This window comes from Prochlorococcus sp. MIT 0916, assembly GCF_047305155.1.
GTDB lineage: Bacteria > Cyanobacteriota > Cyanobacteriia > PCC-6307 > Cyanobiaceae > Prochlorococcus_B.
Map to the genome: position 1 here is coordinate 436,826 of NZ_CP138980.1, position 24,998 is coordinate 461,823.

General features: G+C 30.7%; 14 protein-coding genes. All 14 read left to right on the forward strand.

What is annotated here, in order from left to right; translation table 11 throughout:
• The first annotated feature begins 199 nt into the window (after positions 1-199).
• The 14 genes from SIB53_RS02365 (at position 200) to SIB53_RS02430 (ending at position 24,695) form a co-directional block, all read left to right on the forward strand.
• A complete protein-coding gene (locus SIB53_RS02365) occupies positions 200-1,807 on the forward strand; it encodes a tetratricopeptide repeat protein (RefSeq protein WP_413678615.1) in 1,608 nt (535 codons plus the stop codon).
• Between the two features lie 432 nt (positions 1,808-2,239).
• Complete coding sequence (locus SIB53_RS02370; RefSeq protein ID WP_413678616.1) at positions 2,240-3,631, forward strand: tetratricopeptide repeat protein; 1,392 nt, start codon at positions 2,240-2,242, stop codon at positions 3,629-3,631.
• An 11-nt stretch (positions 3,632-3,642) separates the two neighbouring features.
• Positions 3,643-5,295: a tetratricopeptide repeat-containing sulfotransferase family protein gene (locus SIB53_RS02375; RefSeq protein WP_413678617.1), complete on the forward strand. Its 1,653-nt coding sequence runs from the start codon at positions 3,643-3,645 to the stop codon at positions 5,293-5,295.
• A 105-nt stretch (positions 5,296-5,400) separates the two neighbouring features.
• A complete protein-coding gene (locus SIB53_RS02380) occupies positions 5,401-7,092 on the forward strand; it encodes a tetratricopeptide repeat protein (RefSeq protein ID WP_413678618.1) in 1,692 nt (563 codons plus the stop codon).
• Positions 7,093-7,201: 109 nt separating this feature from the next.
• Positions 7,202-9,187: a methyltransferase gene (locus SIB53_RS02385; protein ID WP_413678619.1), complete on the forward strand. Its 1,986-nt coding sequence runs from the start codon at positions 7,202-7,204 to the stop codon at positions 9,185-9,187.
• A gap of 421 nt (positions 9,188-9,608) precedes the next feature.
• The gene (locus SIB53_RS02390) at positions 9,609-11,270 is read left to right on the forward strand and encodes a tetratricopeptide repeat protein (protein WP_413678620.1); all 1,662 of its coding nucleotides are present in this window, start codon (positions 9,609-9,611) and stop codon (positions 11,268-11,270) included.
• Positions 11,271-11,882: a 2OG-Fe(II) oxygenase gene (locus tag SIB53_RS02395; protein WP_413678621.1), complete on the forward strand. Its 612-nt coding sequence runs from the start codon at positions 11,271-11,273 to the stop codon at positions 11,880-11,882.
• Between the two features lie 500 nt (positions 11,883-12,382).
• Positions 12,383-14,971, forward strand: coding sequence for a tetratricopeptide repeat protein (locus SIB53_RS02400; RefSeq protein WP_413678622.1), 2,589 nt, complete (start codon positions 12,383-12,385; stop codon positions 14,969-14,971).
• Between the two features lie 282 nt (positions 14,972-15,253).
• A complete protein-coding gene (locus SIB53_RS02405) occupies positions 15,254-16,507 on the forward strand; it encodes a tetratricopeptide repeat protein (RefSeq protein WP_413678623.1) in 1,254 nt (417 codons plus the stop codon).
• The gene (locus SIB53_RS02410; protein WP_413678624.1) at positions 16,507-17,121 is read left to right on the forward strand and encodes a 2OG-Fe(II) oxygenase; all 615 of its coding nucleotides are present in this window, start codon (positions 16,507-16,509) and stop codon (positions 17,119-17,121) included. Before SIB53_RS02405 ends, SIB53_RS02410 begins: the two co-directional genes overlap by 1 nt.
• Positions 17,122-17,413: 292 nt before the next feature.
• Complete coding sequence (locus SIB53_RS02415) at positions 17,414-18,604, forward strand: tetratricopeptide repeat protein (RefSeq protein WP_413678625.1); 1,191 nt, start codon at positions 17,414-17,416, stop codon at positions 18,602-18,604.
• Positions 18,605-19,339: 735 nt separating this feature from the next.
• Positions 19,340-19,996 carry a Fe2+-dependent dioxygenase gene (locus SIB53_RS02420; protein ID WP_413678626.1) on the forward strand — a complete coding sequence of 219 codons (657 nt, stop codon included), beginning with the start codon at positions 19,340-19,342 and terminating at the stop codon, positions 19,994-19,996.
• A 220-nt stretch (positions 19,997-20,216) separates the two neighbouring features.
• Entirely contained in the window at positions 20,217-21,920 is a 1,704-nt protein-coding gene (locus tag SIB53_RS02425; protein WP_413678627.1) for a tetratricopeptide repeat protein, read from the forward strand.
• An 882-nt stretch (positions 21,921-22,802) separates the two neighbouring features.
• Positions 22,803-24,695 carry a tetratricopeptide repeat protein gene (locus tag SIB53_RS02430; RefSeq protein WP_413679100.1) on the forward strand — a complete coding sequence of 631 codons (1,893 nt, stop codon included), beginning with the start codon at positions 22,803-22,805 and terminating at the stop codon, positions 24,693-24,695.
• The last annotated feature ends 303 nt before the right edge of the window (positions 24,696-24,998 follow it).

Consider the following 24,998-nt stretch of genomic DNA (forward strand, 5'->3'; position numbering starts at 1 on the left):
ACTATCTCTTCCAGATTAATTTGAATCTCATAAAAAACTTTTACATGTCAATCCAAAAGTTATTTTTCAAAAGCGTGAAAGAGCTATCGTCGCAATCAATTATTAAAAATAGAGTATATTCAGATAACTATATTTTTATGATGGTTATCAATATAAATTGATCTTGTATTAATACTAATTATTATATAAATTAAAAAACATGGAAAACTTAGAAAATGGCTCAATAAAAAAGAAAGAACATTCAACAATAGTTACATTTACTGTCCCATTATCTTTTTTAAATGTTTATCGAGATACTGAAATAAATACAAAGTTTTTTAATAAATCATCTAAAAGAAAATTAATAGAAGAAGATCTTAAATTAACTTCGACAGAAAAAATTTTAGAGGCAAAAATATATGTTGAGTCTTGTATAAAGAAGGGAATTTGTGATCCATTATTATTTTTTAATTATGGATTTATTCTTAAAAAAATGGGTAAATTAAAAGAAGCAAAAAAATATTTAAATAAATCGATTCAGCTTAATCCTGATTTTGCAGAGGCATATACTAATCTTAGCAATTTATTAATAGAGTTAGATAGTTTACATGAGGCAGAGAAATCTATCAGAAAAGCTATTAAATTAAAACCATTCTTATCAGAATCACATGCCACTCTAGGAGTCATATTAAGAACTCTTGATAGATTAGACGAAGCTGAAGTACATGCTCGCAAAGCTATTAAACTTAAACCGACTAATTTAAATGCACTTTTAAATTTAGGAAATATTTTAAAAGATCTTGGCAAGTTAGAACAAGCTGAAATCTATATTCGGAAAGCTATACAAATCGACCCAAAATCTGCAGAAGCATATTTCAATCTAGCGACCATAGAACTTTTTCAAGGAAACTATGAATCTGGATTCAAGCATTATGAATTTAGACATATCAAAAATAAACCTAATTTTCCTCACGCGAATCCAAGAATTAAAAAAATAACTAATCAAGAAATAAACGCAGAGGAAAAACTTTTAGTAATTAGCGAACAGGGTTTGGGAGATACTCTTCAATACATGCGCTATATACCTCTTCTGAGGGCTAGAAATATTGATTTTTCCTTTTGTGCACAAACAAAACTGCATAAATTAATCAAAATTTCAAAGATAGATGAAAATCCATTAACTACTGAGCAAGCAAATAAAGTTTCAGAAGGTAAATGGATCTCCTTATTATCTCTACCAAACTATTTAAAAATCAACCCAATAAGTCAAGGGAATTATCAACCATATATCAAATCTAAAGATGAACTAATCACAAAATGGAAAAGAATTCTCTCTGCAGAGAAAAAACCGATAATTGGTATCAATTGGCAAGGAAATATAAGTATGGAGAAGAGAACTTATAAAGGACGATCTATTCCTTTGGAAACCTTTTCAAAGATCATTAATAAAAATGAAATTAGCTTTCTTTCACTCCAAAAAGGATTTGGATCGGAGCAATTAGATCATTGTTCGTTTAAAAATAAATTTGTCAGGTGTCAAGACCAAATCAACTCAGCATGGGATTTTCTTGAAAATGCTGCCATAATTGAAAACTGTGATTTAATCATTACCTGTGACACATCAATCGCACACTTGGCTGGAGGGATGGGAAAAAAAGTATGGCTTCTACTTAAAAAAGTGCCTTTTTGGACATGGGGAGTTGAGGGAGAAAGCACATTTTGGTATCCATCTATGAGATTGTTCCGACAAAAAGAAAAAAATAACTGGCAGGAAGTTATGCAAAGAGTTGCAGATACATTATATAAAGAATTTAGAAATAGGGTTTGACTATCACAGAAACTATTATCTAATATCATGGAATAAATTTTACTTTGCCACTAATAGAAAAACCACAGTTTTAGAAATAAAGAATAAACAAATGACTATAGATATGGAGAAAGCAATAAAAGAAATGCAAGTAAAATCTGCAAGGAAAGATCTACATTATATAATATATAAGTGAATTCACTTAAGGAAGTAAATCATAGTCTGCGGAAAATATTAAAAAATATAATAAAATTAAAATTGAAATTAAATTCCGAGAAAAACGAAGAAAAATTTTATGAATAGATATTGTGTATAATATCTATTTAAAAAGAAATAATTAAATAACTGGCTTTTCTCATTAAATATTTCTAATCAATATTTAATTATTTTAAAGTTATTATTGGATAAAAAGGATAGTATACTTCAAATAGTAAAAAATTTAGAGTATTGGTCATGAAAGGCTTTCAAGAGAAGAGTCACTCTAAAAAAAAGACTAAGAAAAATACTAGCCTTTCAAATAAACAAATACTAAATCAAGCAATTTCTTTTCATTCTAAAGGGAACATATCGGAAGCTTCAAAATGTTATCAATATCTAATTAATAAAGGAATAAATAATGCAATAGTATTATCTAACTATGGAGTTATATTAAAAAGCAATGGTGAATTAAACAAAGCTGAAGAATATCAAAAAAAAGCTATCAAGTTGAAGCCTGATTTCGCTAGCGCTCATTACAATCTCGCAAATATATTCGAACTTACAGGGAAAAAATCAAAAGCTGAAGAGTCTTTAAGAAAATCAATTGATCTAAATCCAGATTTTGCTAATGCATATTACAATCTCGGAAATTTATTATATGAGCTTGGAAGAGTCAAAGAAGCCGAAATCAATACTCGTAAAGCAATTACAATTAACCCGAAGTTAGGAAATGCTTATCTAAACTTAGGAGCAATACTTAAAGATCAAGGGAAACTATATGATGCAGAAATAGCTACTCGCAAAGCTATTGAATTACAACCTGAATGTGCAGGTGCTTTCTGTAATTTGGGTATGATACTAACAGAAGTAGGTAAGACTATAGAAGCAGAAGTATCATTAAGAAAATCAATTGATCTAAATCCTGACTTATCAACTGCTTATCAAAATCTAAGCCTCTTATTATATGCTAAAGGCAATAAAATTTCAGCATTAGAAAGTATAGAAAAAAGTTATTCTCTTAATTCAAATTCAAAAGATGTTAAATTAATATTGTCAATGATGAAAGCAAGATCAACACAAAAAAAAGATAATTTAGATAAAGTTTATAACTATAATAAGAAATTCAATGAGCCAATTATTTTAAAAAGAGAAGTAGCTCCTGAGTTAATCAATGAATTATATAAACTAAAAACTATTGATCTAAATCAATATGAAGACCCAAGCTATGGTAATGCGAGAGGTTCAGATTATGAGCTATTTGAGGACAATATAAATATAACTAGAGTATTGAAAGATGATTTAATTTCGATTACAAAAAATGTCGTCAAATCAGAAGTATTTTTTCGGGATTCATTTTTTACTATTCTTGGAGGAGGTGGAATAATTAACAAGCATAACCATATCGGACCATTAGATAGGGTTCCAGGCCTAGATCTAGGTAAACAAAAATACAGTCTTGTATATTATTTAGAGGTAGGTGATCAGAATTGTAAGAATCCTGGTATTTTGAAATTTTATATTCCTCAAAAAGAAATACTACCTTGTAAGGGAATGATAATTATATTTCCTGCTGATAGATACCATTCTGTAATTTATGATGGTAAAAAAGATAGAGTTATAGTTGGAGTCAACTTCTATAGTTTATAAAGTTAAAAAGAATGAAAAATCAAGGTAAAAAACCAAGAATAAATAAGAATAAAAATAATTTTCAAACATACATAGTGCCTCCTATAAAAAATGAAAAGGTAATTATTAAATCCAATTTGTTCAACAATCTTTCTAGAGAAGAAATCATTAGCATAGCCTCTAATTTTGATCAAAATGGTAATATTATAGAAGCAACTAAATATTACCAGCACTTTATAGATCGAGGATTTTCAGATCCAAAAGTATTCTGCAATTATGGAATAATACTAAGAAATAAAGGCAACCTAAAAGGCTCTATTAAATTACATCGTGAAGCTATAAAAATTAAACCAGATTTAGTTGAAGCTCATTACAATCTAGGTAATACTTTAAAAGAACTTGGTGAAATAAAACAAGCAGAAATATCACTACGTAAGGCAATTAAATTTAAACCTTTATTAGCCGAAGCCCATAATAATTTGTGCAATATATTAAAAGATCAAGGTAAGTTAAAAGAAGCAGAAGAATTTATTATTAAAGCGCTTGAGATCAAACCTAATAATGCAATAGCACTTTATAATTATGGAGCAGTACTAAAAGATCTTGGTAAGCTTAAAAAATCTGAAATATATCTATGTAAAGCAATTAAACTTAATCCTAATTTGGTAGCTGCATACTATATTCTATCCACTGTAAACCCCTTAAATACCAATAAAGACTGGCAGCAAAAAATTTTTGATGATGAAATACTTAATAAAAAAACTCCAAGTGAAAAAACAGATATTTTCTTTGCAAGAGCAAACATTCTTCATGCGAAAAAAAATTATAATGAGAGTTCTAAATGTTTAATAAAAGCTAATAACATTAAATATACTTCTCAAGCATCGAACTATAAATTATTAATTCAGAAATCAAAACTACTATTGCTTGAATCGAATGAAAAACAAATTTATCAAAATAGACAATCCAATAATCCCAAAAGTATCTTTATTGTAGGCATGCCAAGAAGCGGTTCAACACTTATAGAGTCTATTCTGAGTATGAATAGGAATGTTGATGACTTAGGAGAGACGACTATATTAGAAGAATCATTCCTTGAATGGAAAAAACAAATAAAAATAAATCAAAAAATCAATCTTGCTAAAATATATTGGAGAAAAGCTTCGTATCAAAGAAATAAATATACTATAAAAACTAATAAGAATTTATACAATTATCTTTATACAGGAATAATCTTAAATCATATCCCTAACGTTAAGATAGTACATTGTTTTCGAAACCCTTTAGACAATATTCTATCCATTTATAGAGCGCATTTTGCTAAAGACCATATATATTGTTCTTCTTTAACTGAATGTGCAAAGATTTATTTAAACACTGAAAACATAATTAATGAGTACAAGAAAAGATATAGCTCAAAAATATATGAGGTTAATTATGATTTATTAGTTAGTAATCCACAAAATGAGATTAGAAATTTGATCTCCTGGATGGGATGGGAATGGGACAACTCATACCTTTCTCCGCATTTAAATAATCGTGTTGTTTTAACTGCAAGCAATGTTCAGGTTCGTTCACCAATTAATTCAAAATCATTTGGTGGATGGAAGAAATATCGAGAAATGTTAAAGCCGGCAATAGAAATTATATCCAAAAATCCAAAATATATAGACTTAATCAACTAATGACTAAAAGAGAAAAGTAAAAAAAGACATTATGATTATTTCTCCATAACGCATGAAAGCGTTATCAAATGTATAATCTATTAACTAAAATATCCCAAATGGGGAATGGAAGAGCAAGATCAAAGGGCAAAAGGCAAAAGAAAAGATCAGGAATTAAATACATTCCCAGTTGAATTGCCTTTAAAAATAGAATCGGAAGCCATTAGTTTTTCTAAGAACAAATCGATTAATAAAAATAAAATAATAAATCAAGCATTTAAGTTTCATTCCCAAGGTAACTTTTTAGAAGCTGTAAAATATTATCAATATTGTCTTGAGCAAGGTTGCAATGAAGCAACTTTTTTATCTAATTATGGAATCTTATTAAAAGATATTGAAAAATTTAAAGAAGCTGAAAAATTATTACGAAAGTCCATTGAACTTCACCCTAATTTTGTACCTGCATACGCTAATCTTGGATCATTATTTTTTAATCTTGGGAGATTAAAAGAAGCAGAGGTATTACTTAGAAAAGCTATCAAACTGAAACCTGATTATGCAATGGCTTTTGCAACTCTAGGTAACACACTAAGAAAACTTAACAGATTCAAGGAAGCTGAATCTTCGCTTAGAGAAGCTATTGAACTTAGGCCTGAATATGCCACTGCTCATTTAAACCTTGGAATTTTATATAAAGAACTTGGAAATTTAACATCAGCAGAAAAGTACCTTCGTAAAGCTATTAAACTGAAACCAGATTATGTAATGGCTTATGCAGCTCTAGGTAATACGCTTAGAGACCTTGGAGAGCTAAAGGAAGCCGAATTATTACAAATTAAAGCTATTAAACTTCAGCCTAATTTTTCTAAAGCTTATTCAAACCTAGGTGGTATATTAAAAGACCAAGGGAAAATAACAGAAGCAAAGCAATACTGGTTGAAGGCGATTAAAATAGATCCTAAATTAGAAAAAACTAATTTTTTATTAGCTGAACAACTTTATTTTGAAAAAAAATATAAATCGGCGATAAATTACCTAAAAGGTAAAAGTTTTCATAGATGCAGAAGTTTATATTTAAGTTGTTTATTATGTCTCGATAGAGAAGAGGATTTTCATAAGAGCTATCAAAGTTTAGTAAAGGAAGGAATTTGTAATGCACATGTAGGAGGGATTATAGAACATGCCAATGTAATTTATAAAAATAAATATAGTTCTCCTTTCTGTAATGATGCTATTAAATATATTTTATGGGACAAGATAAGTGAAGAATCATTTTCAAGAGAATACTTAAATCAAACGATTGAATACTTAAAAAATAGCCAAATATCTACTAAAAACCAAGGTCTTCTTCAACATGGTGTACAAACTTCAGGGAATTTGTTTTTGTTGAATCTTCCTTTTATAAATGCTCTAAAAAATCAGCTAGAATTGAAAATTGAAATATATAAGAATAAATTCAAAGATTGCAAACAAGGTTTCATTACAAATTGGCCTGAAAATTATGAACTAAGATCATGGATTATTGGAATGAAAAGTGGTGGTTTTCTGAAACAACATAATCACGAGTATGGTTGGATTACTGGAAGTTATTATCTCAAAGTTCCCACAGACTATCGTGATGAATTAGCCGGGAATATAGTTTTTAGTAATCAAGGAACTGATTACCCAACAAGAGGAAAGAGTTTCAATTCAATTACCAAAAAAGTCGAGTTTAGAGATATATGTTTGTTTCCTTCTTCTTTATTCCACAAAACTATTCCTTTTGAAAGTAAACAAGAAAGAATATGTTTTGTTTTCGATTTAATACAAAAAGACTAGAATTACTCTTTTTATTAATTTTATCTAAATATTTATAAAGGAAGAAAAATGAAGCGAAACATTTATAGTTTAAAATAAAAAGAAAAGTTCTAGTTCTTAAAGGTTAAAAATGGAGGGCTCTATTCAAAGACATAAAAAATATACACAAGTAACTACATTTCCAGTTCCATTCGCTTTAGAAGAAAGTCCAAGAAATATTACTATTGGTAATCAACCTACTACTAAATCAGCTCAGGAGCAACTAATGAATCAAGCATTTAAGCTTGAATCGCAAGGGAACATTATAGAAGCAGCAAAATACTATCAACAGTTCATAGATAAAGGATTTAAGGATCACATAGTTTGTGCAAAGTATGGATTAATTTTAAGAAATCTTGGCAAATTGAGAAAAGCAGAAGAAACTACTCTTAATGCAATTCAAATTAATCCTAATTACGCATTTGCTCATGCTAGTCTTGGAAGTATCCTAGGTTACAGAGGGAAGACAGAAGCAGCATTTGACTCGTATTTAAAAGCACTTGAAATAAATCCAAAATTGCCCAATATCTATATATATATAAGTAGATTCCTAAGAGATTCAGATCCATCAAAATTGAATAAATTTAAATTAAAAAATATATTTAATGTTCTATTAGAAAATACAGATATAATTCATCAGGAATTATTCAATATATTTAATTTTTTATATGGGAATGAAATTAAAAATTATCTATATAAATTAGATTCAGAATCTGATCTAAATGAATTATTTCATTTCTTTGAGGATAATAAAGTCATATTTAAAGCATTGAAACTAATTTTTATTACAGATTTTATACTTGAGAAGTCATTAAAAAAAATAAGAAGAAGAATATGTGAAGAGATAATAAGCAATATAGAAGATATTAATCAGATAACACTTGAAATTACTATTGCTTTAGCCGAACAATGTTTTCTTAATGAATATGTTTACTCATCAACCAAGTTAGAAGATATATATATTAATCAAATAATCAACAGATGTAAGAATGGTGAAATGAAAGAAATATATATTTCTATTATTGCCTGTTATTTGCCTTTACATAAGCTATTAAAGCAAATACAATATTTGCAAGATTATCGTCCTTCAAATAATAGCCTTAAAGAGCTAATAAAAATACAAATTTTAGAGCCTCTTAAGGAAATAGAATTGTCTAAAAATTTAAAAAAACTTGGCTCAATAAATGAACCTATTTCAAAAAAAGTGCAGCTACAATATGAGGACAATCCATATCCTAGATGGAAACAGGGATTTTCTTTGAAAAATTTTAATTATTCTCATGTAAAGTCAATAAATTCAGAAATAAGACCTAACTCAATCAATTCTAATAGTGAGCCTGATAAATTAAAGGTTTTAATCGCTGGTTGTGGGACAGGCATGCAAATAACACATGCTCTAATCTATAAAGATGCTGAAATAAAAGGAATAGATTTAAGTTCTGCTAGTCTTTCTTTTGCGCAACGAAAAATAAATGAAATGGGAATTAATAATGTCGATTTAATTCAAATGGATTTATTAGATGTTGGTTTATTAAAAGAGGAATTTGATATTATTTTATGCTCTGGGGTTTTACACCATATGAAAAACCCTTTGAATGGTTTAAAAGTACTGCTAGATACTTTAAAAGAAAATGGTTTTCTTAAATTAGGTTTATATAGTGAACTAGCTAGAGAAAATATAATAAAAGCAAAAAGCTATATCTCCAAAAAAAATCTTCAACCAAATAATAATGATATTAAGTTATTTAGAGAAGATGTTATTTCTGGAAATTTCCCAGGGATAGATATACTAAAATCTAGTGCTGATTTTTATACACTTTCTACTTGTCGTGACCTTTTCTTTCACGCACAAGAACATAGATTCACAATCAAGCAATTACAAGAATTGATCAGATCACATCAATTACAATTTCATGGATTCCTACTTCCTAATCCAGTAAAATCTCTATATAAATACTATTATCCAGAAGATAAAAAACAAACAAACTTACAAAACTGGGAAAAATTCGAAGAAAAGCACACCAACACCTTCCAAGCGATGTATCAATTCTGGGTATCTAAAAGAAGATCTAACTAATTCAGCAGCGTATAATTTCATATTACAAAATAGTCTCTCAAAAATCAGTCTTAATCAAGAGGAAGTTGAGATGATATATAGCCATAAACTTATTTAACTACAGTTAATACTCAATACAATAAACAATCAATATTTTCACAAAATATATCTTATGAACCTATCCAAAACTCAATCAAATAAATCTCTCAATAACAATATTTTCGCGTGTTGTACATGAGAATTTCTCTTGCTATAACAATTGGAGAGGATCGTAAAAGTGAAAGAGATAGTTACTTACAAAGTAACTTAAGTCAAAATTAATATTGTGGACATTACATGAGTACAATCAATTAATTGATTAGTAAATCATCTCTTTTCAAAACAAGCTCTGAGAAATCAAATAAAAGCCTGATATATTATCCACATATTCGGCTTTATCAACTTGGAAGTAAATATAGAAATAGCTCAATCGCTCTTTAAACAAAATAAATATCAAGAAACAATTGATACCTGTAATAAAATATTAGCTACTGATAGCACTGAAATAAATGCTCTAAAATTAATCGCAAAAGCTTTTACAAAATTAAAAAAGATAGATGATGCTCAATTATATTTAAATCAAGCGCTAAAAATTAAACCTGATGATTATGAAGTGATTAAAGATTTAGGTAATACATATCACGCTATTGGAGATATTAATACTGCTAAAAAGTTTTATAAAAAAGCAATAGCCATTAATAATAACTATGCTCCAGCATTAGCGAATTTAGGAACCATTGAACTCAATACAGGTAACAAACAAGACGCATTGTCTTTATTAATCAAAGCGACTCAATATGACCCTAAATTAGCCTCTGCCTGGGGAAATCTTGGTTATGGATATTTTGAACTAGGAAAGAAGCAAGAAGCTGAAACTTACTGCCGAAAAGCAATTGAACTCAATCCCAATCTCTTTAACTCTCATTTCCTTCTTGGAACAATCCTAATTGAACAAAAGAAACTTCAAGAAGCTCAAACCTACACTCGCAAAGCAATTGAACTCAATCCTGATTCCTCTCAAGCTCACCTAAACCTTGGAGCAGTTTTAAACGACCTAGGACAATTACAAGAAGCAGAATTATCCACTCGCAAAGCAATTGAACTCAATCCCAATCTCTTTAACTCTCATTTCCTTCTTGGAACAATCCTAATTGGGCAAAAGAAACTTCAAGAAGCTCAAACCTACACTCGCAAAGCAATCGAACTTAATCCTGATTTCTTTCAGGCTCATCTAAACCTTGGAGCAGTTTTAAAAGATCTAGGACAACTACAAGAAGCAGAAGAGCCTTTACGCAAAGCAATTGAACTCAATCCCAATCTCTTTAACTCTCATTTCCTTCTTGGAACAATCCTAATTGAACAAAAGAAACTTCAAGAAGCTCAAACCTACACTCGCAAAGCAATTGAACTCAATCCTGATTCCTCTCAAGCTCACCTAAACCTTGGGGTTGTTTTAAACGACCTAGGACAATTACAAGAAGCAGAATTATCCACTCGCAAAGCAATTGAACTCAATCCCAATCTCTTTAACTCTTATTTCCTTCTTGGAACAATCCTAATTGAACAAAAGAAACTTCAAGAAGCTGAAACCTACACTCGCAAAGCAATTGAACTTAATCCTGATTTCGCAGAGGCGCATTCCAATCTAGGAAGTATTTTGAGAGATCTTGGTAAACTTCAAGAAGCCGAAATATCATCTCGTAAAGCAATTGAACTTAAACCCAATGACGCGAAAGCAAATTCCAATCTAGGAAACATATTAAGTGATCTTGGTAAATTGGAAGAAGCAGAATTATCCCAACGAAAAGCAATTGAACTTAATCCTGATTTAGCAAAAGCTCATTATAGTCTTGGAACTATTTTAACAAGCCTAGGCAAAATAGATGAAGCTCTTTTATGTCATCAGGCGGCAATTAATATCGATAAGAACCTTGACTCTGCTCTGAGAGCAATAGGAAGACTACTTTTAAAGAAAGGTAATCATTCCGATGGTATTCTGAAACTAAGAGAGGGAGCAGGTTCAATCGATTTTAATCCTACTAAGTCCTCCATAACCATTTATTAAATGAAAAAAGTAGAAATAAATTCAGGTAATAAGAATCCAAACTTTATTGGCTCATGGAATATCGAACCATTACTAATTTGTGACGATCTTATCTCCTACTTTGAACTTAATAAACCCAAACAAGGAAGTGGTGTAGTAGGTAGTGATGTCGTAGGAAATGGTATAAATCTTGAGGCAAAAGATAGCGTTGATATTTCTATTAATCCCAAAGAAATAATCGAACCAGGTAATGAGGTATTTAAAGCATATTTTGATCAACTTTTTGAATGCTTTAAAAACTATGTAGATGAATGGTCTTTTTTAGAAAAGATATCAAAAAGATTGGAAATTGGTTCTTTTAATTTGCAAAGATATAAATCTGGTCAACATTTCAAAGAAATACATACAGAACGATTCTCTTTAGAGAGTCTTCACCGTATTTTTGCGTTTATGACTTACTTAAATGATGTTTCAGAAGGTGGCTCAACATATTTCAATCATTATGATCTTGAAATAAAACCTAGAAAAGGATTAACTTTAATTTGGCCTGCTGAATGGACTCATGCACATAGAGGCGACATACTCAAAAAAGGGTCAAAATATATCATTACTGGTTGGATAAATTTTTACTAATTATTTAATTAATGAATGCTTTCTGCTACTGCAATTCTTAGCAAGAATAAGAACATATTTACCCACAACATTACCTACAAGCCGTGTTTGACTTGGCATGAATCCATCTGAACCCTTTCGAACCCCTTTAATCAGTAACATCAGAGGAATTGGGAGATTCTAAACTCCTATAAACCCTCTGAATTTAAGAAAAACCGAGAGAAAGTCCTTAAGAGAGGAAAAAGAAACAACGGCAACGGAAGGCAAGAGTGAAGTAGAAAAAATCAATATTTCCCTACACAAATACCCACACTGAATTAAAATTTTAATTAAGGGCAATTATTCTCTTGCCCTGCCTAAAGAGAGTAAAAGAGTAAATTTTCTAGCATGAATTAGAAAATATTACTAAATTTGATAACTTCAATGAAGTAGTTGATTTGGGGAAATAGCCCTTTTCAAAACAAGCTCTGAGAAATCAAATAAAAGCCTGATATATTATCCACATATTCGGCTTTATCAACTTGGAAGTAAATATAGAAATAGCTCAATCGCTCTTTAAACAAAATAAATATCAAGAAACAATTGATACCTGTAATAAAATATTAGCTACTGATAGCACTGAAATAAATGCTCTAAAATTAATCGCAAAAGCTTTTACAAAATTAAAAAAGATAGATGATGCTCAATTATATTTAAATCAAGCGCTAAAAATTAAACCTGATGATTATGAAGTGATTAAAGATTTAGGTAATACATATCACGCTATTGGAGATATTAATACTGCTAAAAAGTTTTATAAAAAAGCAATAGCCATTAATAATAACTATGCTCCAGCATTAGCGAATTTAGGAACCATTGAACTCAATACAGGTAACAAACAAGACGCATTGTCTTTATTAATCAAAGCGACTCAATATGACCCTAAATTAGCCTCTGCCTGGGGAAATCTTGGTTATGGATATTTTGAACTAGGAAAGAAGCAAGAAGCTGAAACTTACTGCCGAAAAGCAATTGAACTCAATCCCAATCTCTTTAACTCTCATTTCCTTCTTGGAACAATCCTAATTGAACAAAAGAAACTTCAAGAAGCTCAAACCTACACTCGCAAAGCAATTGAACTCAATCCTGATTCCTCTCAAGCTCACCTAAACCTTGGAGCAGTTTTAAACGACCTAGGACAATTACAAGAAGCAGAATTATCCACTCGCAAAGCAATTGAACTCAATCCCAATCTCTTTAACTCTCATTTCCTTCTTGGAACAATCCTAATTGGGCAAAAGAAACTTCAAGAAGCTCAAACCTACACTCGCAAAGCAATCGAACTTAATCCTGATTTCTTTCAGGCTCATCTAAACCTTGGAGCAGTTTTAAAAGATCTAGGACAACTACAAGAAGCAGAAGAGCCTTTACGCAAAGCAATTGAACTCAATCCCAATCTCTTTAACTCTCATTTCCTTCTTGGAACAATCCTAATTGAACAAAAGAAACTTCAAGAAGCTCAAACCTACACTCGCAAAGCAATTGAACTCAATCCTGATTCCTCTCAAGCTCACCTAAACCTTGGGGTTGTTTTAAACGACCTAGGACAATTACAAGAAGCAGAATTATCCACTCGCAAAGCAATTGAACTCAATCCCAATCTCTTTAACTCTTATTTCCTTCTTGGAACAATCCTAATTGAACAAAAGAAACTTCAAGAAGCTGAAACCTACACTCGCAAAGCAATTGAACTTAATCCTGATTTCGCAGAGGCGCATTCCAATCTAGGAAGTATTTTGAGAGATCTTGGTAAACTTCAAGAAGCCGAAATATCATCTCGTAAAGCAATTGAACTTAAACCCAATGACGCGAAAGCAAATTCCAATCTAGGAAACATATTAAGTGATCTTGGTAAATTGGAAGAAGCAGAACAAGCCCTACGCAAAACCATAGAACTCAAACCTAATTTCTTTCAGGCTTACTTAGCTTTAGGTGGTTTGCTTGAAAAGATTGGCAACTTGCATGAAGCAGAATTATCTACACGCAAAGCAATTGAGCTCAATCCTGATTTAGCCAATGCTCATTTAAATCTGGGGATTATATTGAAAGGTCTTGGCAACTTACATGAAGCCGAAATATCAACACGTAAAGCACTTAAAATCAACCCTGATTTCGCAGCTGCCCATTCGCATCTTGGCAGCATATTGAACGAGCTTGGGAAATTAAGAGAAGCAGAAAATGAATGGATAAAAGCTATTAAACTAGACCCTGATCTAACAAATACTGTTGAAGAATTAGCTAGGCGTCTTTATCTTGATCGAAAATATGATTTAGCTATAAAATATCTTCAAGGAAACAAATCTGATAATTGCCAGAGTTTACATTTAAGTTGTTTATTATGCCTTAATAACGAAAAAGAATTCGATCAAAAATACCATGAGCTATCAAAAAAGAAAATCTGCAATGCTGATATTAGTGGAATCGTTGAACACGCAAATATTATTTATGGAACTAGAAAAAACTCATACTTTTGTAATGATGCGATTCAGTATGTGAGTATAGAGAAAATCAATAAAGATCTATTCCCTGATAATCATCTTCAACAACTCATCTCTTATCTTAATAGTGATCAAATTAAGATAAAGCCTCAATCACTTATTCATGAAGCTAAGCAAACTTCAGGTGATTTATTTTCATTAAACTACCCCTTTATTAAATCAATACAAAAAGCATTAGAGTTCAAGATTAAACTTTATAAAGAAAAATTTAAAAATAGTGAGGAGGGTTTTATTAAAAATTGGCCTAAAGATTATACTCTTCGTTCATGGCTACTATCAATGAAGACTGGTGGATTCATTCAGCAGCATAATCACAGATATGGATGGATCACTGGTAGTTTTTATCTAAATTTGCCAAAAAATAGTAAGGATAAAAACGCAGGAAATATATCATTTAGTTACCAAGGCCCAGAATTCCCTACAAATGGCAAAGTTTTTCATTCAACTATTAAAAATATAGAAACTCGCGACATATGTATATTCCCATCTTCTCTATTCCACAAAACTATTCCCTTTAAAAACACAGAAGAGCGTATTTGCCTAGTCTTTGATTTAACAAAAAAATATAAATAAAAGCTGGGGAAGTTCTTAAGAAAAAAAAATTGAGCGGGAGTAATTCCGATTAAAGGGAAAGAGAACGGGTTGGAACGGGTTGGGAAGCATCCCAACTCATTAAAACTTCAGAGAGATACAATAGAAGATTTTTCCCAAACCTTTAACTACGGGTTAAAGGACACATAAAAGTTGTATAACTTCAATGAAGTAGTGGGTTGGGGGAAATAGCCCTTTTCAAAACAAGCTCTGAGAAATCAAATAAAAGCCTGATATATTATCCACATATTCGGCTTTATCAACTTGGAAGTAAATATAGAAATAGCTCAATCGCTCTTTAAACAAAATAAATATCAAGAAACAATTGATACCTGTAATAAAATATTAGCTACTGATAGCACTGAAATAAATGCTCTAAAATTAATCGCAAAAGCTTTTACAAAATTAAAAAAGATAGATGATGCTCAATTATATTTAAATCAAGCGCTAAAAATTAAACCTGATGATTATGAAGTGATTAAAGATTTAGGTAATACATATCACGCTATTGGAGATATTAATACTGCTAAAAAGTTTTATAAAAAAGCAATAGCCATTAATAATAACTATGCTCCAGCATTAGCGAATTTAGGAACCATTGAACTCAATACAGGTAACAAACAAGACGCATTGTCTTTATTAATCAAAGCGACTCAATATGACCCTAAATTAGCCTCTGCCTGGGGAAATCTTGGTTATGGATATTTTGAACTAGGAAAGAAGCAAGAAGCTGAAACTTACTGCCGAAAAGCAATTGAACTCAATCCCAATCTCTTTAACTCTCATTTCCTTCTTGGAACAATCCTAATTGAACAAAAGAAACTTCAAGAAGCTCAAACCTACACTCGCAAAGCAATTGAACTCAATCCTGATTCCTCTCAAGCTCACCTAAACCTTGGAGCAGTTTTAAACGACCTAGGACAATTACAAGAAGCAGAATTATCCACTCGCAAAGCAATTGAACTCAATCCCAATCTCTTTAACTCTCATTTCCTTCTTGGAACAATCCTCCTTGAGCTAAATAGACATAATGAAGCAGAAAAATACCTACGTAAAGCAATTAAACTTAATCCTGATTTAGGAGAGGCGCATTCCAACCTAGGAATCATTTTTAAAGATCTTGGCAAATTAAAAGAGGCAGAAATCTCATACCGCAAAGCAATTGAAATGAACCCTGATTTAGCAGAGGCACATTCCAATCTGGGAAGCATATTGAAATCTTTTGGTAAATTACAAGACGCAGAATTATCTACTCGCAAAGCTATTGAACTGAAACCAAATGACGCAAATGCTCATTACATTCTGGGAACCATATTGAGTGCTGTTGGGGAAACAGATGAGGCTATTTTAAGTTACAATAGAAGTCTTAACATTAAACCAAATATGCCTCAAGCCCTTGTTGGTTTAGGGCAATCACTTTTAAATAAAGGTCAATATGTCAAAGCATTAAATCTTTTAAAAAAAGGAGATGGTACTATCTCCTTTGATTTAGAAAAAGGAGTATCGGTATATCAGTAGTGATAAAATCATTTGAAATAGAAGAGTCTAATCTTTCACCTAACTTTATTGGTTCATGGATAATAGATAATTCATTATGTAATGAATTAGTAGTTTATTTTGAAAATAATCAAGCTAATCACGGCCAAGGAGCTGCAGGACCAAACGCATCTATAAATTTAGACGCGAAAAATAGAATAGATTTAAGAATTTCTCCAAAGGAAATCAACCTATCAAAAAATAAAGTATTAAAGATGTACTTTGATAATTTATTTGAATGTTATAAAGACTTTTGTGATGAGTGGCCCTACTTAAAAAAAATTGCTAGAAATTTAAATATTCCTGGCTTTAATATTGGTAAATATGAAACAGGTCAACACTATCAAGCAATACATTGCGAAAGGGTAGGCATAGGAACTCTTCATAGACTTTTTGCCTTTATGACTTACTTAAACAATGTAGAAGAAGGAGGGACGACATATTTTGACAATTATAATTTAGAAATACAACCTAAAAAAGGTTTAACTTTAATCTGGCCAGCAGAATGGACGCATACGCATAGAGGAAACAAAGTAATTAAAGGTAATAAATATATGATTACAGGACACCTCTGTTTCTCTATAGATGAAACATGAACAAACTTACAAAACTGATTCCTTACAAGCAAAAGGTAATGGAAGAAGAAATCAGATGATTTGGGAGGTTATTTCTAGTGCCGTATGAGAAGAATAAACGTCATACTCAACAACACTCCCGACTATCTCAATAGAAGATTTTTCCCAAACCTTTAACTACGGGTTAAAGGACACATAAAAGTTGTATAACTTCAATGAAGTAGTTGATTGGGGGAAATAGCCCTTTTCAAAACAAGCTCTGAGAAATCAAATAAAAGCCTGATATATTATCCACATATTCGGCTTTATCAACTTGGAAGTAAATATAGAAATAGCTCAATCGCTCTTTAAACAAAATAAATATCAAGAAACAATTGATACCTGTAATAAAATATTAGCTACTGATAGCACTGAAATAAATGCTCTAAAATTAATCGCAAAAGCTTTTACAAAATTAAAAAAGATAGATGATGCTCAATTATATTTAAATCAAGCGCTAAAAATTAAACCTGATGATTATGAAGTGATTAAAGATTTAGGTAATACATATCACGCTATTGGAGATATTAATACTGCTAAAAAGTTTTATAAAAAAGCAATAGCCATTAATAATAACTATGCTCCAGCATTAGCGAATTTAGGAACCATTGAACTCAATACAGGTAACAAACAAGACGCATTGTCTTTATTAATCAAAGCGACTCAATATGACCCTAAATTAGCCTCTGCCTGGGGAAATCTTGGTTATGGATATTTTGAACTAGGAAAGAAGCAAGAAGCTGAAACTTACTGCCGAAAAGCAATTGAACTCAATCCCAATCTCTTTAACTCTCATTTCCTTCTTGGAACAATCCTAATTGAACAAAAGAAACTTCAAGAAGCTCAAACCTACACTCGCAAAGCAATTGAACTCAATCCTGATTCTTCTCAAGCTCACCTAAACCTTGGAGCAGTTTTAAACGACCTAGGACAATTACAAGAAGCAGAATTATCCACTCGCAAAGCAATTGAACTCAATCCTGATTTCGCCGGTGCGCATTCCAATCTAGGAATCATATTGAAAGATCAAGGCAAGTTGCAAGAAGCAGAAATATCACTACGCAAAGCAATTGAACTTAATCCTGATTACGCAGATGCTCATTCCAATCTAGGATCTATAATCGCTGAGCTTGGCAAATTAAAGGAAGCTGAATTATCTACACGCAAAGCTATTGAACTGAATCCTAATTTAGCGATAGCGTATACTAATCTGGGGCAAATATTAAAAGAGAGTGGTGACTTAAATGAAGCAAAGATATGTATTAACAAATCGATCAAAATCAATCCTAATTATGCACAGGCTTATCAAGCACTTAGTAATATATACAGCTTAGAAAATGATAATATTCAAGCCTATAAAGAAATTGAGCGAGCAATTAAACTTGATCCCAAAAATCATATATTCCAAGGTGAGTTAGCTCGTTTAAAATTTATCATTAATGAATATGATGAGAAACCTATTTAGAATCAACTTTGGACTGATCAAGATGATTATTTCTATGAAGATAATAATACAGATATTCTCTTAAGTATTTTCAGAAGTATGAGGAGAGATCACAAGTAAATATCATCCTTAGATTTCTATAATTTATTAAGTAATAAGTAATAATTTGATAAACTTTTGTTTAAAGATATTGATTATAATTACTATCTAAAAGGTCTCAAGAATAGCACCAATAATTTACGTTAGACAATTGATTTAATCAAAAGAATGATCTCAGTAAAGAGCCATAGCAGGACAATCTCAAAAGGTGCTTCATCTGATGGATTTGCTGCTATACTTGTTGTAAATTTACTAAGATTTTAAAGTTATAGAATTTAATCCTAAGACTGTTATTTAAAAAGAAAAGGAAATAATTTAAATATTCAATTCTATACTGTTGAAACTTATGAGAAATTAGTAAATCTAAACCTATCTGATACTTTATATCAAAAATGCTTAAATCTTAAGAAGTTAATTCCTTTCAAAACCAAAGCAGAAATTCATTACCCTCATCTTTCAGAAATTGAATAAACCACGCAAAATTCATATCACATAGAAACTGTAAATTAATTAAATATGATAAATCTATGCATTTATTAGCACTTGAGCTTAGAGACTCACAGGATCTAGAAGATATAATAATAAAAAGTTTGATAATCTAAAATGCTTGTTTAAAATACATCATGATCTAAAATTCAATTACCATAAATAAATCTGATGCTTTACCTTGCTCATAAATTGCTTAATGAAGCACAAGTTAAAGATTTTAGAAAAAGTCTGATTATATCAACCGAGTGGGTAGATGGAAAATCTTCAGCTAAAGGTTCCAAAGTTAAAAGAAATCTACAACTAAATTGGGGGTGTGAAACACATACTAAATTATCAGAAAAAATAATTGAAATTGTCGAGAATAATGAATTAATTAATAATTTTTCTTTCTCTTCTAAGATATTTAATATTTTATTTACAAGAACGGGTGAAGGTATGTTTTATGGGCCTCACACAGACGTTGCCTTCACTCCTAATGGGCGAAGAGATTTATCTTTTACTATATTCTTAAATTCACCAGAAGATTATAAAGGGGGAGAATTAATACTTTATATACCTCCAGAAAAGAAGCAAATTAAAATGAATCCAGGAGAAATAATTGTATACCCTACTAAATATCTCCATGAAGTAAAAGCAGTCACTGAAGGAGAACGAATGGTGTGTGTTGGATGGATTGAAAGTCAAATTCCAAGAGATGATGATAGAGAATCCCTATCTTTACTGAAAAAAGGAATATCAGAAATCGTCAAACAATCAGACATTCCTTCAGCAGTTCAGAATCTGAATGTTAGTTTCAACAATATCTTTAAACGTTGTATGAACTAATTTCTTAAAACTCATTTTTCCAAATTTAATACTTATTACGTCTTGATTAATACATCGAGAATAGAGAGGTCAGAGAATTGCTGTATTGTATAAGGGCACAAAAGACAGAATCATTATTGGCGTTAATTTTTATAGCATCTAGATAAAAAAAGGAAAAAAGAGTTTTAATAAAGATATGGTAAGTAATACAATTACTCAAATTGAAAGTTTGTAGAAAATAATGGAACCTAGTGATAAAGAGCAAGAAAGAAAGAAAGTGACTCAAGTCAAAACATTCTCAGTGCCATTTGCTTTAGGAGAAATCAAAGAAAAAATTAGTATTTCTACTAATCATCCATCTAAACCTTCTAAAGAAGAAATAATCAATCAAGCATTTAAGTTTCATTCACGAGGAAAGATTTCAGAAGCAGCAAAATATTATCAATCTTTCATTAATAATGGTTTCACTGACCACAGAGTTTTTGCTAATTATGGAGTCATATTGAAAAATCTTGGCAAATCACAAGAAGCAGAAATATCACTTCGCAAAGCAATTAAAATTAATCCTGAATCTGCTTTAGCTCATTACACTTTGGGAAATGTATTAATTGATCTTAGTAGATTACAAGAAGCAGAAATATCACTTCGCAAAGCAATTGAACTAAAACCTAATTTCGCAGAGGCACAGTCCAATTTGGGAAATGTATTAATTGATCTTGGTAAATTACAAGAAGCTGAGTTATCTATTCGCAAAGCAATTGAAATCAAAGCTGATTACGCAATGGCTCATTTAAATCTAGGAACCGTATTGATAAAGCTTGGCAAACCAGAAGAAGCTGAATTGTCTACTCGCAAAGCAATTGCGCTCAATACTAATTACGCAGATGCTTATTCTAATCTGGGAAACATATTAAGCGATCTTGGTAAACCACAAGAAGCAGAAATATCACTTCGCAAAGCAATTAAAATAAATCCTAAATCTGCTTTAGCTCATCATACTTTGGGAAATGTATTGGGCACTCTTGGTAAAAGTCAAGAGTCAATAGTCCATCGTATTAAAGCAGTTGAATTAAAGCCTGAAAATAGAAAATTAGTTATAAGTTTAGCCAATAATTTATGCTTACAAGGGAAATATGATTTAGCATTAAAATATCTAAGTAAAAACGAATCCAATTCTTGCCAAAGTATATATCTAGGTTGTTTACTATCTCTCAATAGAGAAAAGGATTTTAATGAGAAGTACAAAGAGCTAACTAAGAAGAAAGCTTGTAATTCTAATATTGGGGGTATAGTGGAGCATGCCAATATTGTTTACGGAAAGAAATACGAATCACCTTTCTGTAATGAAGCAATTAAGTATGTACTAATAGAGAAAATTAATGAAAAATCGTTTTCACAAAATCATTTAAATGAACTAATTTCTTATAACAAATTCAGTAAAAAGCAATATAAAGCTCAAGGTCATCTAACAAATGGTATACAAACTTCGGGAAATTTATTTTCATTAGACTACCCATTTATTACATCACTAAAAAAAGCTTTAGAAATTAAGATTGAAAACTACAAACAAAAGTTCAAAAATAGTGGGCAAGGTTTCATAAATAATTGGCCTGAAAAATATGAACTTCACTCATGGATGATAAATATGAAAAATGGTGGATTTCTGGCACCACATAATCATGAATATGGATGGATTACTGGTAGTTTTTATCTCCAGATTCCAAAATATAATAATAATAATAATGATTCAGGCAACATAGCTTTTAGCTACCAAGGTCCTAGGTATCCAAGTGAACAAAAAGATTTTAATTTAACTATTAAAAAAATAGAAACTAGAGACATTTGTATTTTCCCTTCTTCTTTATTTCACCATACTATTCCGTTCGAAAGCAAAGACAATCGGATATGTTTTGTCTTTGATTTAATACAAAGTAATCATGATTAAAAAACAGGAAATATTTAAAGAGAAACATCCCAATCCCTTCACATCAATATATCAATTCTGCGTTTCTAAAGGCTAATAATAAATAATTATCCTATAATCATACGCTATTAGATATAAAGAATACAAAGGAAAGACAATCCTATTTCTCTTGGAGTAAAAGCATCTACTTGATAGGTACTTTTTTAATGCCTTAAATAAAAAGCAGACCACACATATCCACCCATGAAACTTCTATTTCTCTCCACGAGCGTGAAACCGATTGACATACAATAGATCTTACTCTGCTAGTTAGTCCTTAAAATTTGATCTCTATGGAACACTAAGCGAACTCTTGAAACTCTTTATCTCTCTAAATCATTACTACTAATGTTTATTCCTGTTATTTGGTATCGCCAGAGACGCTCTAACACTTAACAATAATTAAGAGGGAGGAGAAAAGAAACCCACCACATCCTCAAAAAAGTTTCCCTACACGCAGCACCCGAAATAGACCAACATACCTGAGACGTAGCTTCCCTTCAATAGTTTCCCTTGCTTAACTTTTAGCATACACAGAGCAAGGTTTCTGTGGCACACTTACAGAAATATGAACTCTTGATCTTCAAATCCTTTACTTTAACTGCGTTTTAACACTTTTTATGAACTGCTATAAACTCGCCCGAGCTTAATGAGAACGGAGAAGGAGGTATTCCTAGTAGGCGAACATGGCAAGCGATGGCAACCGATGGCAGAACTTGTTAAAGAATACAAATCTCCTCACAACAAACTTAGTCAAAGTTCAAGAAATCTTATAAATTTTCATCAAAGTATTAGAATCTTGAGCAAAGCAATCAAAGAGAATTTGAACGATTCAGATGATAAAAACCCAAAAAAAAAAAAATAATAAAAGTACAAACATTCCCAGTTCCATGTGCTATTGGAGAAATCAAAGAAAATCTTACTATTATTACTAATACATATTCTAAAGAACAAATCATTAATCAAGCATTTAAGTTTCATTCACAAGGGAATATTTTAGAAGCCGCAAAATATTATAAATTTTTTATTAATCAAGGATTTTCTGATGCAAGAGTATTTTTTAATTATGGAATAATTTTAAAAAATTATGGCAAATCACAAGACGCTAAAATAGCATACCGCAAAGCAATAGAAATCAATCCTAATTATGCAGATGCTTATTACAATCTGGGAAACTTATTGGAAGAACTTGGGAACTTATATGAAGCAGAAGAATCCATGCGCAAAGCAATTGAAATTAATCCTGATTACGCAGATGCTTATTATAATCTAGGAATCATTTTAAAAGATCTTGGTAAATTACAAGAAGCAGAAATCTCATACCGTAAAGCAATTAAAATCAATCCTGATTACGCAGATGCTCATTCCAATCTTGGAACAATATTAATGGAGCTAGATAAATACATTGATTCTATAAATTTCTATAAAGAAGCAGTAAAATTAGATAGTAATTTATCATCTGCAAAGTCTGGATTAATTATATCAAAAGGGAATATATGCAATTGGGAGAATCAAGAAATTGAAAATGATTGGCTAGATAATCTAGGAATTGAAGGTTCATCTATAAATCCGCTACTCTTGTTTTATTATGAAGATAATCCTTTAAAGCACTTAAAAAGATCTAAGAATTTATACAAGGAAAAATACGAAAGAAAATCACACTTAATTACTTCTACAAACAATACTAAAATTCGTATAGGTTATTTCTCATCTGATTTCAGAGCACATCCAACCATGTATCTGATTTCTTCAATACTGAAGCTACATGATAAATCTAAATTTGAAATATATTTATACTCCTTCCCACCAAAGGAAGATAATTACACTGAGATAGCGAAGAAATCTGGTTGTATTTTTAAAGACATTAAAGGATTAACTGATATCGAAGCTGTTGATTTAGCAAGGAGTGATAAACTTGATATAGCAATAGATCTTATGGGTTATATTCAATATAATAGAATGTCTATTTTTTGTTATAGAGTAGCCCCTATACAAATTAATTATCTAGGATATCCTGGTTCTTCTGGGTCAGGAACTATTGACTATATTATCGCAGATGAAATTATAATTCCCAAAGGATACGAAAAATTTTATTCTGAAAAAATAATAAGAATGCCAAGTTGTTATCAATGTAACGATAACAAAAAAGAAATTTGTACTGAACCTATTTCACGTAAGGATTTCGATCTGCCTGAAAAAAGCTTTGTATTTACTTGTTTTAATTCTAACAAAAAAATCACTCCCAAAGAATTTGATATTTGGATGACAATACTGAGTAAAATAAAAGGAAGTGTACTTTGGTTATATAAATCAAATGAATATTCAGTAGGGTACTTAAGGAAAGAAGCTGCAAAAAGAAATGTAGATCCAAATCGTTTAATCTTCGCCAAAAATTTGCCATTAGAAAAACACCTAGCTAGGCATTCGCTTGGAGATTTAGCACTCGATACTTTCAACTATAATGGTCATACAACCACCTCAGATGCTTTATGGGCAGGTTTGCCAGTACTAACAAAAATAGGAGAAAGTTTTCCGGCGAGAGTATCTGCTAGCATACTAACTTCAATAGGCTTGACTGATCTAATTACTTATAATGAAAAAGAATATGAAGAAAAAGCTATAAATATAGCTAAAAATCCTGATGAACTTATAAGAATAAAAACTAAATTGTCCAGGCTAAGAGAAATATCACCACTTTATAATTCAGAACTATTTACCAAAAATCTAGAGTATAAATTCGAAGAATTAGTTAGATAATTAGTAGAATTTACGAATTTAGACTTTCATAATAATTTGAAAGTCTATTTTAATATTTTCCTTTATAGATAAAACAAAAACAAACTTACAAAACCGGGAAAGGTTTAAAGAAAAGCATCTCAATACCTTCAAAGCAATGTATCAATTCTGAGTATCAAAAGGCGGAGAAATAATTATTCTAAAAATAAGAAAATCAAATGAAAACAAAAGGTATTTACAAAAATGTTTCACGCAGAAATGATGATTTAGCTCAATTCATTGAAAAGTATTCAGAAAAGTTCAATCAATCCAAAGCGGACACGT

Bases quoted from the DNA above. Each gene is read 5' to 3' on its own strand.
- SIB53_RS02365 (WP_413678615.1), top strand. From the start codon at position 200: ATGGAAAACTTAGAAAATGGCTCAATAAAAAAGAAAGAACATTCAACA.
- SIB53_RS02370 (WP_413678616.1), top strand. From the start codon at position 2,240: ATGAAAGGCTTTCAAGAGAAGAGTCACTCTAAAAAAAAGACTAAGAAA.
- SIB53_RS02375 (WP_413678617.1), top strand. From the start codon at position 3,643: ATGAAAAATCAAGGTAAAAAACCAAGAATAAATAAGAATAAAAATAAT.
- SIB53_RS02380 (WP_413678618.1), top strand. From the start codon at position 5,401: ATGGAAGAGCAAGATCAAAGGGCAAAAGGCAAAAGAAAAGATCAGGAA.
- SIB53_RS02385 (WP_413678619.1), top strand. From the start codon at position 7,202: ATGGAGGGCTCTATTCAAAGACATAAAAAATATACACAAGTAACTACA.
- SIB53_RS02395 (WP_413678621.1), top strand. From the start codon at position 11,271: ATGAAAAAAGTAGAAATAAATTCAGGTAATAAGAATCCAAACTTTATT.
- SIB53_RS02420 (WP_413678626.1), top strand. From the start codon at position 19,340: ATGCTTTACCTTGCTCATAAATTGCTTAATGAAGCACAAGTTAAAGAT.
- SIB53_RS02425 (WP_413678627.1), top strand. From the start codon at position 20,217: ATGGAACCTAGTGATAAAGAGCAAGAAAGAAAGAAAGTGACTCAAGTC.